The following is a 17,993-nucleotide window of genomic DNA, read 5'->3' as shown; positions in this document are numbered from 1 at the left end:
CCGTCGACTCCGGAACTCTATGAAACTGCAGACATCCAGAACTTCACGAGTGGCTTCCACAGCACGAGTACAGGCGGGCGTCGGTGCTCGTGACTATTCTTAGCGAGTGGAAAACGTGCTCTTGTACATTCTTGGTGTCCTGATTCTTGTTGTCGGGCTTGCTATCTCTATTGGCCTGCATGAAATTGGTCATTTGGTGCCGGCGAAGCTCTTCGGCGTGCGCGTGAGTCAGTACATGATCGGGTTCGGCCCGACTCTTTTCTCCCGCAAGCGCGGTGAGACTGAGTACGGTCTCAAGGCCATTCCACTCGGCGGATATATCTCCATGGCGGGTATGTTCCCACCCGGCAAATCACACGACAATTCACGCAGTTCCACGACGAGTGTCTTCCAAACTCTCGTGCAGGATGCGCGGGAGTCCAGTGCCGATACGCTCACCGATGTCGATGAGTCGCGGGCGTTCTACAAACTCCCGGTGTTCAAGCGCATCATCATCATGCTCGGTGGTCCGTTCATGAACCTCCTCATCGCGATCGTCATGTTTGCGATTCTGTTGATGGGTTTTGGAACAGCTCAGGCCTCGACGACCATCAGTAGCGTCTCGGAGTGTGTGATCCCGGCCTCTGCCGACCGTGACGCCTGCACCGATAGCGACCCAGCTGCCCCTGCTCTTGCTGCCGGCATCCAACCTGATGATCGCATTGTGTCGATGGATGGCGAGCCCATCGAGACCTGGGAGCAGATTACCGAGCACATTCGCGCCGCCGCGGGGGATCAACTCACGATCGTGGTCGAGCGTGCCGGAGCAGAAGTCACCCTCACTGCTGAGCCTTTGCTCGCGGAACGTTACGTGTATGACGACAGCGGTCAGATCGTAGAGAACGATGAGGGCGAAGCGCAGACCGAGGAGTACGGCTTCTTAGGAATTGGCCCGGCCGCAGAGACGGTTCAGCAGCCGGTGACCGCTGTGTTGCCCGCAGTGGGAGACAACGTGGTTGCCGTGGCCAAGGTTGTGCTGACACTCCCGCAGCGCATGATTGACGTGGTCAATGCAGCGTTCGGCCCCGAGGAGCGCGACCCGAATGGCCCCATCGGTCTTGTTGGCGTCGGTCGCATCGCGGGTGAAGCAACGAGTTTGGAAGCGGCGACGGTCACCGACCGTGCTGCTTACCTCATCAGTTTGGTGGGCTCGCTCAACGTTGCACTCTTCGTGTTCAACCTGGTGCCGTTGCTGCCTCTTGACGGCGGACACGTTGCGGGCGCACTCTTCGAAGGCATTCGTCGCTTCTTCGCGAAACTGTTCGGCAAGCCTGATCCTGGTCCGCTCGACACCGCCAAGTTTGTGCCGCTGACTCTCGTGGTTGTCGTGCTGCTGGGCATCATGACGTTGCTGCTGGTGTACGCCGACATTGTGAAGCCGATTTCGCCGTTCTAACAGAGCGGGCCGTTCTAACAGAGCGGGCCGTTCTAGCTGAGCTGGCCGTCTGGCAGCACAGGCCGTTCTAGCAGAGCGGGTACCTCTGGTGGGCGCTGCGGTCTCGTTCACGTGAACGAGACCGCAGCGACCGCACCGACGCTGTACTAGCGCGTGAGCAGCAGGGCGTCGCCCTGACCGCCGCCACCGCAGAGCGCAACGGCAGCGCGGCCTGAGCCGCGGCGTGCCAGCTCGTGCGCGGCATGTACGACGAGGCGAGCACCGGATGCTCCGACCGGGTGGCCGATCGCGATTGCGCCGCCGTGGATGTTCACGATGTCGTGGCTCAACCCGAGCTCGGCGGTTGAACGCAGGCTTACCGCGGCAAAGGCTTCGTTGATTTCGGCGAAGTCGAGGTCGTCGGCCGTCCAACCCGCGTTATCGAGGGCTGCCGCGATCGCGCGAGCGGGCTGCGAGTGCAATGAGTTATCGGGGCCAGCGACGTGACCCGAGCGGTCGAGCACCGCAAGCCACGGCAGATTGTGTTCTTCGGCCCACGCGCGGCTGGCCAGAATCACGGCAGAAGCGCCATCGCTCAGCGGCGACGAGTTGCCCGCGGTGATGGTGCCCTCGGGATCGAAGGCGGGGCGCAACCCCGCCAAAGTGTCGACAGTGGTGTTGGCGCGTACGCCCTCATCCGTGTCCAGAACGAGGTCGTCGCCCTTGCGTTGGGGGATAGTGACGGGCACGATTTCGTCGGCAAATACTCCGGCCTCAATCGCGGCGGCTGCTCGCTGGTGCGAGGCGGCAGCGATCTCGTCCTGTTCGGTGCGACCGATTTCGAGGCGTCCGTTGTGGCGTTCGGTGCTTGCGCCCATCGATTCAGCATCAAACGCGTCGGTGAGGGCGTCGTGCGCTGCGGTGTCGAGTGCTGACACGGTTCCGTACGCCCAGCCCATGCGCGACCCGGGGAGCACGTGAGGGGCATTGGTCATTGACTCTTGGCCACCGGCGGCCACGACGTTGGCTTCTCCGAGACGGATGAGGCGCGCAGCATCCACAATGGCGGCGAGCCCTGACAGGCAGACCTTGTTGACGGTGACGGCCGGGGTCTTCCAAGCGAGGCCTGCCGCGATGGAGGTCTGGCGGGCGGGGTTTTGGCCAGCGCCGGCCTGGATCACTTGACCGAAGATCACTTGATCGATGGAGTCGACATCCACGCCGGAGCGTTCAACGGCGGCCCGAAGTGCGATGGCGCCTAGCTCGACGGCGGTGAGCGAAGCGAGCTGTCCGCGCAGTTTCCCTTGTGGGGTGCGTGTGGCGGAAAGGATCACTACGTCGTTGGGTGCGGGGGTGTTGGCCACTGTGCAAACTCCTTTGTTTGGGCGCCGTTGTTGACAGCGCGGTTGCGCAACCATAGGCTACATGAAACCTGAACCGGGTCTCAGGTTCAGATCACAATCCTCCTAAGGCAGCAGGAAAGGTCCCATCATGCGGGTCAGTAAAAAGTACCTCGCTCCGGCGTTAATTGCGACGGTTGCACTCACACTGGCGGGCTGTGCCCCGAGTGTTGACGGCGGAAGTGGCGGCGACGAGCTCGCCCCCGTCGACATTTCAATCATCACTTCCCAGACCGGCCCCCTCGCGGCCTACGGTGAGGCCTACCTCGCTGGCTTCGACGCTGGGCTCGACTACGCCACCGACGGCACAGGCGCCGTTGATGGTCGTGAGCTGAACATCGAAATCACGGATGACGCTGGCGACGCCGACAAGGCGGTCACGGCAGCGAAAGATGTGATTGGCCAAGGCCAGAAGATCATCATCGGCACGGTTTCCTCCGGAATCGCGCTCGCGCTTGCTGAGCAGGCCGAGCAAAACAAGGTTCTCTACATCTCAGGACCGGCAGCGGCTGACGGCATCACCGGCGTGAACGAGTACACGTTCCGCTCGGGTCGTCAGAGCTACCAAGACGTCGCAACCGCCGGTACCTTCATCGGTGACCCGGCAGGCCAGTCTGTTCTGGTCTTCGGTCAGGACACTGCATTCGGTCAGGGCAACGTTGCCGCAGCAACCGCCGTTCTTGGCGGCCAGGGTGCTGACGTGACGAGCCTGCTCGTTCCCGAAGATGCTACTGAGTTCACCCCGTTTGCCCAGCAGATCGTTGATGCGCAGCCTGACCTCGTGTTCGTGGCGTGGGCCGGTGCAACCTCGGGTGCGATGTGGGAGGCCCTCAGCCAGCAGGGCGTGTTTGACAGCGTTCCTGTCGCAACCGGTCTTGGTGACATCTCGACCTATGGCGCTTACGGTGCCGCGAGCGACAAGATCAGCTTCCTCAACCACTACTTTGCGGGAGCAACTGACAATGATGCCAACAGCGCCATGGTCAGCTACCTCGAAGCAGAGGGTAAGCAAGCCGACTTGTTCTCGCCAGACGGCTTCGTTGCCGCTCAGATGGTTGTTCAGGCAGTGCGCGAAGGTGGCGACGATGTCGACGCCATGATCGCCGCGCTCGAAGGCTGGACCTTCGATTCCGTCAAGGGATCGATCACGGTTCGCGCTGAAGACCACGCGATGATCCAGCCGATGTTCCAGGTTTCGCTTGTTGCCGATGGCGACTCGTGGATTCCTGAGCTCGTCACGGCCGTTGATGCTGACGCCGTAACCCCGCCCATCGCAGAGTAAGTACCTAGCGAACTATGTCGAACCAGCCCGTGCTCACGGTCGAGCACCTTGCCCTCACGATCGGGGGAGCCGTCATCATCGATGACGTGTCTCTCTCGATCGCCCAGGGTGAGATGCTCGGCGTGATCGGCCCGAATGGGGCCGGAAAAACCACGCTCTTCAACCTCATCTCGGGAGTGATGACTCCGACAACGGGAACAGTCACCCTCGAGGGGCGCGATGTCACAAATCAGACCATTGATGCGCGGGCCCGGGCTGGGCTCGGCAGAACCTTTCAAACATCCAGCCTCTTCCCGGCGCTCAGTGCGCTGGAGAACGTGCGCCTCGCCGCTCAAGTGAAACTGGGCGGTGCCACCTCGGTGCTGCGCTTCCCGCGGTCTCACGACAAAGCGACCACGATTGCTCGAGCTCGCCTCGACGAGGTCGGGCTCAGCCACCACGCCGCTACGGAGGCGGGGGTGCTGTCGCACGGTGACAAGCGCAAGCTCGAAATCGCCATGTTGCTGGCCACCGATCCCAGCGTCATCCTGCTCGACGAGCCGATGGCCGGTGTCGCTTCTGGCGATGTTGCCGGGCTCACCGAAGTTATTCGCCAGGTTCACCAGTCGGGTCGCACCGTGCTGATGGTCGAACATCACATGGATGTCGTCCTTGGCCTGGTCGACCGGGTGGCAGTGATGCACCATGGCAGTTTGCTCGCGTGTGACACCCCGGATGCCGTCATGGCAGACGAAGCGGTGCAGAAGGCCTATTTGGGGGCTCCACTATGACCGAATCGATTCTGACGGTTGCTGGTTTAAACGCCAACATTGAGGGTCAGCAAGTTGTCGAGGATGTGAGCTTTGAGATGCTCCCCGTCGGTGTTACGGCGCTTCTCGGCCGCAATGGTGTCGGTAAGACGAGCACTCTGCGAGCGATCATGGGCCTCATCGAGCGCTCGGGTGACGTGACAATTGCGGGGGAGCGTGTTGATCGCGAACCGACTCACCGCATCGTGCAGCGGGGTGTTGGTTATGTTCCCGAAGACCGCGAAGTTTTTGCCTCGCTCACCGTGAACGAAAACCTGCGGCTGGCAGAGCGCGATTCCACGCCGAACCGCCAACTCATTGAAGAACTTTTTCCGGACCTCATTGCGCGGGCCGGTCAGCTTGCCGGCACCCTCTCGGGTGGTCAACAGCAGATGGTGTCACTGGCACGAGCGCTCGTGAACGACAACCGAGTGCTGCTCGTCGATGAACCGACCAAGGGCCTCGCCCCGCTCATCGTGATGGATGTCGCGAAAGCACTCGAGCGTGCCGCTCAAACCGTGCCGGTGCTCCTGGTCGAACAAAACTTGCAGGTCGTACGGATGCTCGCCGAGAAGGCCATCGTGCTCGAAGGCGGTCGCGTGGTTTACGACGGCAGCGCCGAAGAACTCTTGGGCAACGAAGCCCTCACGAAAGAATTGTTGGGGGTCGCGTGAGCACCATAATTCTCCTGCTCATCACAGGACTCGGCCTCGGTGCGCTCTACTTCTTGGTCGCATCCGGTCTCTCGCTGATTTACGGCCTCATGGGCGTGCTGAACTTTGCGCACGGCTCGTTCCTGACTCTCGGTGCTTTCGCCGGCTGGGAGCTATCGAGACGGATGGGCGGTGAAAGCTGGGGCACCCTCATCGCCTCGATGCTGCTCGGAATGGTCGTCGGCGCTGCTGTTGCTGCCGCGACCGAGTTTCTGCTCATCCGGCGCCTCTACAACCGGCATATCGAGCAAGTGCTCGTGACGGTGGGATTGGCGCTCGCGACGGTTGCTCTGTTCGAGGGCATCTGGGGCACCGACCCGATCTACGTGACAGCACCCCCGTGGTTGTCGCAGACCACTGAAATTTTAGGGGCACGCGTTCCCAACGATCGCTTCTTGATGATCGGTGCGGCAGTCCTGGTGCTGCTCGGAATCGTTGCGTTCCTGCGCTACACCCGCTTCGGCCTCATCATTCGGGCCGGTGTTGAGAATCGGTCCATGGTGACTGCACTCGGTATCGATGTGCGCAAGGCCTTCACGGTCGTGTTCGCGATCGGTGGCGCTGCCGCCGGTTTGGGCGGCGTCCTCGCCTCGCACTACTTCGGCTACGTTTCGCCCCAGCTCGGCGGATCGCTACTGATCTTTGCGTTCATCGTCACCGTGATCGGTGGTCTGGGCTCACTCGCTGGCGCCGCTATCGCGTCGGTGGTGGTCGCCGTCCTGCAGCAGTTTGCGAACTATTTCTGGGGTGGAACAGGTGACCTCATGGTCGTTCTCCTGCTCGCCGTCGTCTTGTTGGTGCGCCCAACCGGAATCTTGGGGAAGAAAGCATGAAGTCGCTCGCACACCTGAGTCAGCGCACCTGGTGGATCGTTGGTGGCGTTCTCGTCGTCGTAGCCGCTCTGCTGCCACTGCTCAACCTCTCGATCCCCGGCGTGCTGCCGGGCGCCACCTACACACCCGGCACGCTGCAACTGCTCGCGCTCGCTTTGCTCTTTGCATCGCTGGCGCTCAGTTACCACTTGCTGTTTGGTACTGCCGGGATGCTGTCCTTCGGCCACGCGCTGTACTTCGCTCTCGGGGCCTATGGTCTCGGCATCGTGCTGCAGCAGACTGAGTTGACGCTGATTCCCGCTCTCGGTCTCACTCTCGCGGTTGTCATTGCCGCCGCGTATCTTCTGGGCTCGCTGAGCCTTCGAGTCACGGGGATTTCCTTTGCAATGGTCACGCTCGCTTTCGCTCAAGCCGGCAACGTGCTTGTGCGACGCAACCCCGGCATCACGGGTGGTGAAGAAGGTCTGCGGCTCGACACCGAGCACATCCCTGATTTCTTCATCGGAGTGATCAACACCCGCAACCTGTACTGGCTCTCACTCGCACTGCTCGTCGTCGTGTTCGTGATTGTCGCGTGGTTCGAAAACTCTCGTGCCGGTCATGCAGTGACGGCAACCCGCGAAAACGAGCTGCGCGTGCGAGTGCTTGGCCTTCGCCCCTTCGGCGTGAAGCTCATGGCGTTTGTCATCGCCTCCGTGCTGGCCTCGCTCGTGGGAATGGTGCACTTGCTGCTGCAGAGCGGCACAACACCGCGGGCAACCTCGGCCGACTTCACGCTCACGATCCTCGTGATTGTGGTGCTCGGAGGTGTCGGCTCGCGCTGGGGTGCGATCGTTGGTGGCATCATCTACACGCTGCTTGACCAGCGGCTCACAGCGCTCGCAAGTTCGGATGCCATCGATGGGCTTCCCGCGATTTTGCGCATTCCTCTCTCCGAACCGCTCTTTATCCTCGGCACCCTGTTTATCCTTGTGGTGTTGTTCCTTCCCGGAGGAATCGCCGGTGCGGTGCAGCGCCTCTCCACAGGCACCTCTGCCACGCCGTCAGAGCGCAAGCTGCTTGAGGAGGCGGAATGACCCAGTCTGAAGGGCTCCACACGCTAGGGCGGTGGACCGCTGACCGCGCGCTCGCCACCCCAGACCGTGTTGCTGTCGATGACCGCGGCGTCGTACTGACCTACCGCCAATTGGATGACCGTGCCACGGCGCTCGCCGAAGCCTTCCTCGATGGCGGCTACGGTGTCGGCGATCGCATCGCCACCATCACGGGCAATAGCTCGGACCACGTTGTCGTGTTCTTCGCCTGCGCCAAAGCAGGACTCGTGCTCGTGCCGCTCTCGTGGCGACTGTCGCCGCGAGAGATCGCCCAGCAACTGGAACAGGCAGACCCCGCACTGCTGCTCGTTGAGGACGAATTTGCAACCCTGGCCACTCTCGCCACTGATCGTCTTATCGTGCCGATTGCTCGCGGCATCCTCGGCACTCACGGTATTGAACGCGACATGGTCGCCCCGCTCCAGCACGCGAGCGGCGAGCCCGTGCGTCGCCCCGTGCGCGACGACGATGCGCTGCTCATCATCTTCACCTCGGGAACGCTCGACCAGGCCAAGGGCGCGATCCTTACTCACGCCAATTGCTTCTGGACCAACCTCTCGCTCTCGCGCACCGCCGAGATCACGAGCGCCGACACCGTGCTCGCGGTCATGCCGCAGTACCACGTCGGTGGTTGGAACATTCAGCCGCTGCTGGCCTGGTGGATGGGCGCGACCGTCGTGCTCGAGCGCACCTTTGATCCGGCCCGCGTGCTGCAGCTCATCGCCGACCGTCGCATCACCACGATGATGGGCGTGCCTGCGAACTACTTGATCTTGTCGCAGCATCCGCGCTTCGCCTCCAGCGACCTCTCGAGCCTCGAACACGCCATTGTCGGGGGAGCGCCGATGCCCGAACCGCTCTTGCGGGTCTGGCACAGCCGCGGCGTCGCTCTCACACAGGGCTACGGCCTCACCGAAGCGGCACCCAACGTGTTGTGCCTGCCCGATGAAGAAGCACGCACCCGCATCGGCTCAGCGGGCAAGCCCTACCCTCACGTGGATGTCGACATCGCCGACCCCGTCACGGGGGAACGCATCGAGGGCGCAGGCCAGGGCGAGTTGCTCGTGCACGGGCCCGGAGTCTTCAGCGGCTACTTTCGTTCTCCCGAAGCCACCGCGCTTGCTCTGCGTGATGGTTGGCTGGCAACCGGCGATCTCGTCAGTCGTGACGCGGAAGGCTACTATCGCGTTCTCGACCGCCTCAAAGACATCTTCATCACCGGGGGAGAGTCCGTAGCGCCCGCCGAGATCGAAGGGGTGCTCTTCGGGCATCCGGCAATCGCCGACGTCGCTGTCGTTGGGGTTCCCGACGAGACGTGGGGCGAAGTCGCTATCGCCTGGGTTGTCGTGCGATCAGGAGCATCGACCGACGAGACCGACGTTCTTGAGTTTGCGCGGGCAAGTCTCGCCAAGTTCAAAGTTCCCAAACGGGTCATCTTCGTTGACCGTATTCCTCGGTCATCCAGCGACAAAGTTCGCCGCCGGGTGCTGCTGGAGCAATGGACAGAACAGCCCTTACAACACGGACGGATCAGTTCATGAGCACACCCCTTACCGCTCGCGGCACTCGCACTAAGACGAAACTGATCGAGGCTGCCGAAACAATCTTTGCCCGCTATGGCTACACGGATGCCTCTGTCGTGCGCATTACGGAAGAGGCCGGCGTAGGCCAGGGCACTTTCTATCTCTACTTCGCGAGCAAGCTCGAAATCTTCGAAGAGCTCGTTGAGGATCTCAACCGCCGCGTTCGTCGTGCCATGAGCGAAGCGTCGGGGGCGGCATCCAACCGCATCGAATCAGAACGTGCTGGATTCAGGGCCTTCTTTGAATTCACCGCCGAACACCCCGCCCTTTACCGTGTCGTGCGCGAGGCCGAATTTGTGTCGCCCAAGTCGCTGCGCCTGCACTATTCCCGCATCGTCGACGGCTACATCGAGGGCCTCAAAGAAGCTCAACTGCTCGGCGAAATCGGTGACATCGACCCGACGGTCGCCGCGTGGGCCCTCATGGGAATCGGCGAAATGATCGGGATGCGCTGGGTGCTGTGGGGCGATTCGCCCGACGCCGGCCACGATGCTGACCCGACCGCGAGCGGCACCTCGCGCGTGCCCGATGAAGTTCTCGATCAAATGATTACGTTTATCCGCCGCGCTTTGGCTGTGCCAGAGCCGCGCACCGAAGGAGTCGAGAAATGACCGATCTCACGGGCCGTCGAGCCCTCGTCACCGGCGGAGCGAGCGGAATCGGTGCCGCGTGCACCGAATCCCTTGCTCGCGCGGGAGCCCACGTCATTGTGGCGGACCTCAATGGTGATGCCGCGAAAGCTCAAGCCGACCGCATTGGCGGTGAAGTCTGGGAAGTCGATCTCACAGACACTGCGGCGCTCGCCGATCTCACTCTCGATGTGGATGTCATCGTCAACAACGCAGGAATCCAACACGTCAGTCCCATCGAGAGCTTCGATCCGGTGATGTTTAGCCGCATCCTTGACCTCATGGTCAAGGCACCGTTCTTGCTCGTTCGGGCTGCTCTGCCGAAGATGTACGAGCGTGAATTCGGCCGCATCATCAACATCAGTTCGGTGCACGGCCTCCGTGCCTCGCCGTACAAGTCGGCGTATGTCACCGCGAAGCACGGGCTTGAGGGCTTCTCCAAGGTCACAGCGCTCGAAGGTGGCGCCCACGGTGTCACCAGCAATTGCGTCAACCCCGGCTACGTGCGAACCCCGCTGGTCGAAAAGCAGATTGCCGATCAGGCGAAAGTGCACGGCATCCCCGAGTCTGAAGTTGTCGAGAAAGTCATGCTCACCGAGAGCGCGATCAAGCGACTCCTCGAACCGAGTGAGGTCGCCGATCTCGTGCTCTGGCTCGCGGGGGACACGGCCGGAATGGTCACAGGTGCCTCGTACACGATGGATGGCGGCTGGAGCGCACGATGACCGAGCAACACACCACCATCACGTGCATGGTCGACGGCGGCGAGCTCACCGCAGCAGTGTGGGAGCCCGAGTCGGAACTGCGCGGCACCATCCTGCTCATCCACGGCATTACGGCCTCCCACATGTCGTGGCCGCTCGTGGCCGCAGCTTTTCCCGACTACCGGGTGATCGCTCCTGACCTGCGGGGGCGTGGCGCCAGCCGTGATCTTCCCGCCCCGTTCGGGATGCCGCAGCACGCCAAGGACATGAACGCGCTGTTGGCTGCAACCGGCACTGATTCCGCGCTCGTCGTCGGGCATTCGATGGGTGCTTTCGTCGCGGCAACCTTGGCGGCGCAGTACCCGGAGCGTGTCGCCAGCCTCCTCTTGATTGATGGCGGTTTGCCGATTCCGGCACCGGAGGGTGTGTCGATGGAAGACCTGCCGCAGGTGATTCTGGGGCCGGCTGTTGATCGGCTGTCGATGACATTCGCCGATCGCGAGAGTTACCAAGACTTCTGGCGAGTGCATCCGGCGTTTGCCGATAATTTCACTGAGGCCATCCGCGACTATGTCGACTATGACTTGGTGGGAACCGCCCCCGAGTTGCACCCGGCGAGCAACCTGGCGGCAGTGAGTTTCGATGCCCTGCAGCTGAGCGGCGACACCGACTATCTCGCAGGGCTTCAGGGGCTCACGATGCCGGTGCACTTCATCCGGGCACCGCGGGGTCTTCTCAATCAGGTTCCGGCGTTGTATTCTCCGGAACAGTGCGACCACTGGCGGTCGGAGCTTCCTCACGTGACATTTCATGAGGCGCCAGGGGTCAATCACTACACGATTACTTTGACGCCGCGCGGTGCAGACCGTGTTGCGGGCGTCATGACTGAAATATTGGCGAATCAACCGCGGGAGGTCCGAGCGTGAGCATCGATAAGACAGTGGGGTCGGCGGCCGAAGCAATCGCTGATATTCCCAGCGGGGCATCTCTGGCCGTTGGCGGCTTTGGCCTGTGCGGAAATCCGATGGTGCTCATTCAGGCGTTGCTTGAGCTGGGGTCAGATGACCTCAGCATCGTCAGCAATAACTGTGGTGTGGATGATTGGGGGCTCGGCGTTCTGCTGGCTGCCCGCCGCATCCGCAAGATGACATCGTCGTATGTCGGGGAAAATAAGGAGTTCGAGCGCCAGTTTTTAACGGGCGAGCTTGAAGTCGAGTTGACTCCCCAGGGCACTCTTGCCGAAAAGCTTCGTGCTGGCGGGTCGGGTATTGGTGCGTTCTTCACTCAGACGGGTGTGGGCACGCAGGTTGCCGAGGGCGGCCTGCCGCGTCGGTACGACGGTTCGGGCGGCATCGCGATTGCCTCGCCTCAAAAAGAGGTGCGCTCGTTCGATGTCCACGGCATCGCCAAAGATTTTGTGCTCGAAGAAGCGATCACGACCGACTTCTCACTCGTGCACGCGCTCAAGGGCGACCGTCACGGCAACCTCGTCTTCGCGAAGTCGGCCCGCAATTTCTCGCCCCTTGCCGCAATGGCGGGCCGCGTGTGCATCGCCCAGGTCGAAGAACTCGTCGAGCCAGGCGAGATAGAACCGGATGCCGTTCACCTGCCCGGCGTGTATGTCACGCGGATCATCGAGGTTGGCTCCGATGTCGAGAAACGGATCGAACGTCGCACAGTGCAGAAGGTGGTCGCATAATGGCTTTGACTCGCGAAGAAATGGCGGCGCGTGCCGCGCTCGAACTGGCCGACGGCTCCTATGTGAACCTCGGTATCGGCCTTCCGACCCTCGTGCCCAACTACGTTCCTGAGGGCCGCACGGTTGTGCTGCAGTCGGAGAACGGCATTTTGGGCGTTGGGCCATACCCGACCGAAGAGAACGTCGACCCCGACCTCATCAACGCGGGAAAGGAGACGGTCACGACCCTCCCGGGCACCGCCTTCTTTGACTCCGCTATGAGCTTCGGCATGATCCGCGGCGGCAAAATCGATGCGGCCATCCTCGGTGCCATGCAGGTGTCCGTTGCCGGCGATCTCGCCAATTGGATGATTCCCGGCAAGATGATCAAGGGCCCCGGCGGCGCCATGGACCTCGTACACGGCGCTGCGCGCGTCATCGTGCTCATGGAGCATGTCGCCAAAGATGGCAGCCCCAAGATCGTGAACGAATGCTCCCTGCCGCTCACGGGCCGGAGTGTCGTGCACCGCATCATCACCGATCTTGCGGTGATCGATGTGACCGACCGTGGTCTCGTTCTTCGCGAACTCGCTCCCGGCGTTGACGAAGCAACCGTCCGCGCCGCCACCGAACCCGAGCTCATCGTCGAGCTCGCCTCCTAAACAATTTCGCCACTACCCGTAGTTCCACTCACCAAAGGACACACCATGGCTACCCTTCTCGACGGCATCGTTCAGCACAGCGTCACCACACCGCGCATTGTCGCGTCGGTTCTCGAGCGCCCATCCGACAGCGCAACTTCGACGGTGGTGTTCGTGCACGGAAACGTCTCGTCGTCGCTGTTCTGGCAGCCGACGATGCTCGCGCTCGATAGCAGTGTTCGCGCGGTGGCGATTGACCTGCGCGGCTTCGGTGACAGCGAAACTCTTCCCGTGGATGCCACCCGCGGCGTTCGTGATTTCTCCGACGACATTGCCTCAGTGCTCGACGTGCTCAGTATCGAAAGCGCGAGCTTCGTCGGCTGGAGCATGGGCGGCGGAATCGTGATGCAGTTCATGCTCGATCACCCCGACCGCGTCGACACGGTCACGTTCGTGTCACCCGTCTCGCCCTATGGCTTTGGCGGAACGAAGGGGGCGAACGGCGAGCTCCTCAATCCGGAGTGCTCGGGCGCCGGCGGCGGGGGAGCGAACCCCGACTTTGTGGCCCAATTAAACGCGGGCGATGCGGCCGACGATTCGCCGACATCCGCTCGCATGGTGTTCCGTACGGCCTATGTGGCGGATGCCGCAGCTCACACCGAGCACGAAGATCTGTGGGTCGAGTCGATGCTCACGACTGCCACCGGCGGAGACAACTACCCCGGTGACTCGGTCGTTGTTGAGCGCTGGCCAGGCTTTGGTCCCGGCGGTCGAGGAGTGCTCAACACCATGACGCCCGACCACTTCAACGTCAGCGGCATTACCGAACTTGCCACTAAGCCGCGCATTTTATGGGTGCGTGGCCTGCAAGACGCGATTGTGTCGGATGCCTCAGGGTTCGATCTGAACTTCCTCGGTCAGCTCGGCGTGATCCCCGGCTGGCCCGGCGCCGAGGTTGCTCCGCCCCAGCCGATGATCGAGCAGACCCGCGCCGTGTTCGACCAATACCAGGCTAACGGTGGGCAATACACCGAGCTGGCGTGGGAGAACTGCGGCCACTCGGCCCACCTCGAACGCCCGCAGGAGTTCGTTGATGCACTGACTGCTCACCTCGCCGCGCGCTAGCGTTCCGCTGTTGTTCAGGAGTCGGCTTTAGGATGGGTTAGTGCCAGCAATTAATCTCGGAATGCCGAAAGTCCCTGAAGTCCTCGCTCCCCGTCGCAAGACCCGGCAGATCAAGGTCGGTTCAGTAGGAGTCGGCAGCGAGTCACAAGTCAGCGTCCAGTCCATGACGACGACGCAGACAACCAACATTGACGCGACGTTGCAGCAGATTGCCGAACTCACAGCATCCGGTTGTGACATCGTGCGTGTTGCTGTGCCGCATCAGGATGACGCGGATGTGCTGCACATCATTGCGAAGAAGAGCCAGATTCCGGTTATTGCCGACATCCACTTTCAGCCGCGCTATGTCTTCTCGGCGATTGATGCCGGAGTGGGCGCCGTGCGCGTCAACCCGGGCAACATTCGCAAGTTCGATGACAAGGTCGGCGAGATCGCTAAGGCTGCCAAGGATGCGGGAACGAGCCTGCGCATTGGCGTCAACGCCGGCTCGCTTGAGCCGAGTCTGCTGCAGAAGTACGGCAAGGCGACCGCAGAGGCACTCGTCGAGAGCGCTGTGTGGGAGGCAAGCCTCTTTGAAGAGCACGACTTCCACGATTTCAAGATTTCGGTCAAGCACAACGACCCGATCGTTATGGTCAAGGCCTACCGAATGCTCGCTGAGCGCGGCGACTGGCCGCTGCACCTCGGTGTGACCGAGGCTGGGCCGGAGTTCCAGGGCACGATCAAGAGCGCTACGGCGTTCGGCATCCTGCTCTCGGAGGGAATCGGAGACACGATTCGCGTCTCGCTGTCGGCTCCTCCTGTGCAAGAGATCAAGGTTGGCCTGCAAATTCTGCAGTCGCTCAACCTGCGCGAGCGCAAGCTTGAAATCGTCTCGTGCCCCTCGTGTGGTCGCGCGCAGGTCGATGTCTACAAGCTCGCGAACGATGTCACCGAGGGCCTCGAAGGAATGACGGTTCCTCTGCGCGTCGCCGTCATGGGTTGCGTAGTCAACGGACCGGGTGAAGCTCGCGAAGCTGACCTCGGTGTCGCCAGTGGTAACGGCAAGGGCCAGATCTTTGTGAAGGGTGAAGTCATCAAGACTGTTCCCGAAGCAGACATCGTGGCGACTTTGATCGAAGAGGCCAACCGCATCGCAGCAGAGATGCCTGCCGGTGCCACGGGAAGTCCGCAAGTTCTCACCCCGTAGGCGCACTACCATTGAGGCGTGTCTACACGTCTCTCTCAACTCTTTGTCCGCACGCTTCGCGAAGATCCCGTCGATGCTGAAGTAGCAAGCCACCGCCTTTTGGTGCGCGCCGGCTACATCCGTCGTCAGGCTCCCGGTGTTTTTGCGTGGTTGCCACTCGGGCTTAAGGTTCGCCGCAAGATCGAAGCGGTCATCCGTGAGGAACTCGAGTCGTTTGGTGCCCAAGAGGTGTTGTTCCCGGCTCTGCTGCCGCGCGAACCGTACGAGCTCACGGGCCGCTGGACTGAGTACGGTGACGGCATCTTCCGTCTTAAAGACCGCAAAGACGCCGACTACCTGTTGGCACCCACGCACGAAGAGGTCTTCACGCTGCTCGTGAAAGACCTGTACTCGAGCTACAAAGACTTGCCGCTCTCGCTGTACCAAATCCAGGACAAGTACCGCGATGAGGCCCGCCCCCGTGCCGGTCTGCTGCGTGGTCGCGAGTTCTCGATGAAAGACAGCTACTCCTTCGACTACACGGATGCTGGACTCGACGTCTCGTACCAGCAGCACCGCGACGCCTACGAGCGCATCTTCAACCGCTTGGGCCTCGAGTACGTTGTCGTGTCGGCGGATGCCGGTGCGATGGGTGGCTCCAAGAGCGAAGAGTTCCTGCACCCCACCCCCGTCGGCGAAGACACCTTCGTGCGCTCGGCTGGTGGCTACGCCGCCAACGTTGAGGCGTACCGCACGACTGTTCCCGAGGCATTGCCGATTGACGGCCTGCCCGCCCCGCTGGTTTTCGATTCGCCGAACACTCCCACGATCGACACTCTTGTTGCTCTCGCTAACGAAGAGCAGCCCCGCGACGATCGTCCTTGGACTGCAGCAGACACGCTCAAGAACATCGTTCTGGCTCTTACCTCGATCGATGGCACGCGCGAGCTCGTCGTCGTCGGTTTGCCCGGTGACCGCGACGTCGATATGAAGCGCGCCGAGGTTGCCTTCGCGCCCGCTGAGGTCGAACCTGCCACGGAAAAAGACTTCGCCGAACTGGCCAAGCTCGAGGGAAACCCCGGCTTCGTCAAGGGCTACATCGGTCCGTGGTCGCCCGAGGGTGCTGTCATCGGCGAGAAGTCGACGACGGGCGTGCGCTTCGTGCTCGACCCCCGCGTCGTTGATGGCACGCAGTGGATCACGGGTGCCAATCTCCACGAAAAGCACGTTCTCGGTCTCGTGGCCGGTCGTGACTTCATCTCTGATGGCACCGTTGAGGTGGCGGATGTCCGTGCCGGCGATCCTGCCCCTGACGGCAGCGGTCCCATTGAGACCGCTCGCGGCATGGAAATCGGTCACGTCTTCCAGCTCGGCCGCAAGTATGCCGAGGTGCTCGGACTGAAGGTTCTCGATGAGAACGGCAAGCTTGTCACCGTCACGATGGGGTCCTACGGAATCGGTGTCACCCGTTTGATGGCGGCCATCGCTGAGACCACGAATGACGGCAAGGGCCTGTTGTGGCCCAAGCAGATCAGCCCCTTCGACGTGCACATCGTTGCGGCAGGCAAGGATGCTGTCGTCTACGAGACCGCTGAAGGGCTTGTCAGCTCGCTCGAGCAGGCCGGCCTTGACGTGCTCTTCGATGATCGCCCGAAGGTCTCGCCCGGCGTGAAGTTCGGCGATGCTGAGCTCCTCGGTGTACCCATGATTGTGATTGTCGGTCGCGATGCCGCCAATGGAATGGTCGAAGTCTGGGATCGCGCGACGAACGAGCGAACGAGCACCCCTGTCGCCGACGTCGTCGCCGCACTCACCACATAAGCCAGCTAAACTAGCAAGTTCGGAGCCGCAGACGGTTCTGAGTCACAACCCCTAAATGAATATCGGAGGTCCTCAATGGATATCGACTTGAGCGTGCTGCGCATGATGGAGCGCGAGCGAGAGATACCGTTCGAAGAACTGGTGCAGATCATTGAGCAGGCGATTTTGAGCGCCTATCTCAAGCACGTTGAGGCTCCCGAAGGTAAGGCTGTAGAAGTACAGCCGACCGCTCGCGTTGTGCTCGACCGCAAAACCGGACACGTCAGTGTCTGGGTCCCTGAGTATGACGAAGAGGGTGCGGTTATTGGCGAGGCTGAAGACAGCCCCAGTGATTTCGGACGTATTGCAGCGTTCGCGGCAAAACAGGTCATCAACCAGCGCTTGCGCGACATTGGTGACGACAAGGTTCTTGGCGAGTTCAAGGGTCGCGAGGGAGACATCGTTGCCGGAGTGATCCAGCAGGGTCCCAACCCGCGCATGATCCACATCGACCTCGGCTCGGTGGAGGCAATCATGCCTCCCGAAGAGCAGGTCCCCAGCGAGGAATACACGCACGGATCACGCATCCGGGTGTACGTCACCGCAGTGAACAAGGGCGACAAGGGGCCGCAGATTACGGTCAGCCGTACCCACCCGTCGCTCGTTCGCAAGCTCTTCGCGCTTGAGGTTCCAGAAATTGCCAGCGGACTGGTAGAAATCACTTCTGTAGCCCGCGAGGCGGGCCACCGCACCAAGATGGCGGTTCGGGCAACCGAGACCGGCATCAACGCGAAGGGTTCGTGCATTGGCGAGCTCGGCCAGCGTGTGCGGGCAGTAACGGCGGAGCTCAACAACGAGAAAATCGACATCGTCGACTACTCCGAGAACCTGGCCACGTTTGTTGCTAATGCTCTCTCGCCCGCCAAGGTATCGAGCTCCTTCGTGATCGATGAGGCCACCAAGGCAGTGCGTGCCCTCGTGCCCGACTACCAACTGTCATTGGCGATTGGCAAGGAAGGGCAAAACGCCCGACTGGCTGCCAAGCTCACCGGCGCGCGCATCGACATCCAGCCCGACTCGATTCTCGACGACTAATAGTCGTTCGCCTGGCTCTCCCCTCAACGCAGTGTGCTGAGGGGAG

At 61.8% G+C, this 17,993-nt stretch carries 17 protein-coding genes; 16 read left to right on the top strand and 1 reads right to left on the bottom strand.

The window, feature by feature from the left end; translation table 11 throughout:
• Nucleotides 1–106 precede the first annotated feature (106 nt).
• Nucleotides 107–1,435, top strand: a complete 1,329-nt coding sequence (locus I6E81_RS13635; protein WP_197108894.1) for an RIP metalloprotease — start codon at nucleotides 107–109, stop codon at nucleotides 1,433–1,435.
• Between the two features lie 146 nt (nucleotides 1,436–1,581).
• On the opposite strand, the gene I6E81_RS13630 is transcribed toward I6E81_RS13635, so the two are convergent.
• A complete protein-coding gene (locus tag I6E81_RS13630) occupies nucleotides 1,582–2,778 on the bottom strand; it encodes an acetyl-CoA C-acetyltransferase (protein ID WP_197108893.1) in 1,197 nt (398 codons plus the stop codon).
• 127 nt (nucleotides 2,779–2,905) lie between these two features.
• Between I6E81_RS13630 and I6E81_RS13625 the strand changes: the two genes are divergently transcribed.
• The 15 genes from I6E81_RS13625 to nusA all read left to right on the top strand — a co-directional run bounded on the left by I6E81_RS13625 (nucleotide 2,906) and on the right by nusA (nucleotide 17,947).
• Nucleotides 2,906–4,096, top strand: coding sequence for a substrate-binding domain-containing protein (locus I6E81_RS13625; RefSeq protein WP_197108892.1), 1,191 nt, complete (start codon nucleotides 2,906–2,908; stop codon nucleotides 4,094–4,096).
• Between the two features lie 14 nt (nucleotides 4,097–4,110).
• Nucleotides 4,111–4,866: an ABC transporter ATP-binding protein gene (locus tag I6E81_RS13620; RefSeq protein WP_197108891.1), complete on the top strand. Its 756-nt coding sequence runs from the start codon at nucleotides 4,111–4,113 to the stop codon at nucleotides 4,864–4,866.
• Nucleotides 4,863–5,558, top strand: coding sequence for an ABC transporter ATP-binding protein (locus I6E81_RS13615; protein ID WP_197108890.1), 696 nt, complete (start codon nucleotides 4,863–4,865; stop codon nucleotides 5,556–5,558). Before I6E81_RS13620 ends, I6E81_RS13615 begins: the two co-directional genes overlap by 4 nt.
• Nucleotides 5,555–6,430 (top strand): branched-chain amino acid ABC transporter permease, encoded by an 876-nt coding sequence (locus I6E81_RS13610; RefSeq protein WP_197108889.1) that lies wholly within the window; start codon nucleotides 5,555–5,557, stop codon nucleotides 6,428–6,430. Before I6E81_RS13615 ends, I6E81_RS13610 begins: the two co-directional genes overlap by 4 nt.
• Complete coding sequence (locus I6E81_RS13605) at nucleotides 6,427–7,506, top strand: branched-chain amino acid ABC transporter permease (protein ID WP_197108887.1); 1,080 nt, start codon at nucleotides 6,427–6,429, stop codon at nucleotides 7,504–7,506. The genes I6E81_RS13610 and I6E81_RS13605 overlap by 4 nt, the downstream gene beginning before the upstream one ends.
• Entirely contained in the window at nucleotides 7,503–9,065 is a 1,563-nt protein-coding gene (locus tag I6E81_RS13600) for a class I adenylate-forming enzyme family protein (protein ID WP_197108886.1), read from the top strand. Before I6E81_RS13605 ends, I6E81_RS13600 begins: the two co-directional genes overlap by 4 nt.
• Nucleotides 9,062–9,718, top strand: a complete 657-nt coding sequence (locus I6E81_RS13595) for a TetR/AcrR family transcriptional regulator (RefSeq protein ID WP_197108884.1) — start codon at nucleotides 9,062–9,064, stop codon at nucleotides 9,716–9,718. Before I6E81_RS13600 ends, I6E81_RS13595 begins: the two co-directional genes overlap by 4 nt.
• Entirely contained in the window at nucleotides 9,715–10,461 is a 747-nt protein-coding gene (locus I6E81_RS13590; protein ID WP_197108882.1) for a 3-hydroxybutyrate dehydrogenase, read from the top strand. Before I6E81_RS13595 ends, I6E81_RS13590 begins: the two co-directional genes overlap by 4 nt.
• Nucleotides 10,458–11,366, top strand: coding sequence for an alpha/beta fold hydrolase (locus I6E81_RS13585; RefSeq protein WP_197108881.1), 909 nt, complete (start codon nucleotides 10,458–10,460; stop codon nucleotides 11,364–11,366). Before I6E81_RS13590 ends, I6E81_RS13585 begins: the two co-directional genes overlap by 4 nt.
• Entirely contained in the window at nucleotides 11,363–12,139 is a 777-nt protein-coding gene (locus tag I6E81_RS13580; RefSeq protein WP_197108879.1) for a CoA transferase subunit A, read from the top strand. The genes I6E81_RS13585 and I6E81_RS13580 overlap by 4 nt, the downstream gene beginning before the upstream one ends.
• Nucleotides 12,139–12,780, top strand: coding sequence for a CoA transferase subunit B (locus I6E81_RS13575; RefSeq protein WP_197108877.1), 642 nt, complete (start codon nucleotides 12,139–12,141; stop codon nucleotides 12,778–12,780). Before I6E81_RS13580 ends, I6E81_RS13575 begins: the two co-directional genes overlap by 1 nt.
• Nucleotides 12,781–12,825: 45 nt before the next feature.
• On the top strand, nucleotides 12,826–13,884 hold the full coding sequence (locus I6E81_RS13570; RefSeq protein ID WP_197108875.1) for an alpha/beta fold hydrolase: 1,059 nt from the start codon (nucleotides 12,826–12,828) through the stop codon (nucleotides 13,882–13,884).
• Nucleotides 13,885–13,924: 40 nt separating this feature from the next.
• Nucleotides 13,925–15,073, top strand: a complete 1,149-nt coding sequence (ispG, locus tag I6E81_RS13565; RefSeq protein WP_189621863.1) for a flavodoxin-dependent (E)-4-hydroxy-3-methylbut-2-enyl-diphosphate synthase — start codon at nucleotides 13,925–13,927, stop codon at nucleotides 15,071–15,073.
• 18 nt (nucleotides 15,074–15,091) lie between these two features.
• Complete coding sequence (locus I6E81_RS13560) at nucleotides 15,092–16,873, top strand: proline--tRNA ligase (protein ID WP_197108873.1); 1,782 nt, start codon at nucleotides 15,092–15,094, stop codon at nucleotides 16,871–16,873.
• 75 nt (nucleotides 16,874–16,948) lie between these two features.
• Nucleotides 16,949–17,947, top strand: coding sequence for a transcription termination factor NusA (gene nusA, locus I6E81_RS13555; protein WP_197108871.1), 999 nt, complete (start codon nucleotides 16,949–16,951; stop codon nucleotides 17,945–17,947).
• The last annotated feature ends 46 nt before the right edge of the window (nucleotides 17,948–17,993 follow it).

Origin of the sequence: Salinibacterium sp. NG22 (assembly GCF_015864925.1) — a bacterium.
In the GTDB taxonomy this organism is placed as follows: domain Bacteria; phylum Actinomycetota; class Actinomycetes; order Actinomycetales; family Microbacteriaceae; genus Rhodoglobus.
The sequence above is the reverse complement of the archived record's forward strand: the minus strand, read 5'-3'. Positions and strand labels throughout refer to the sequence as shown.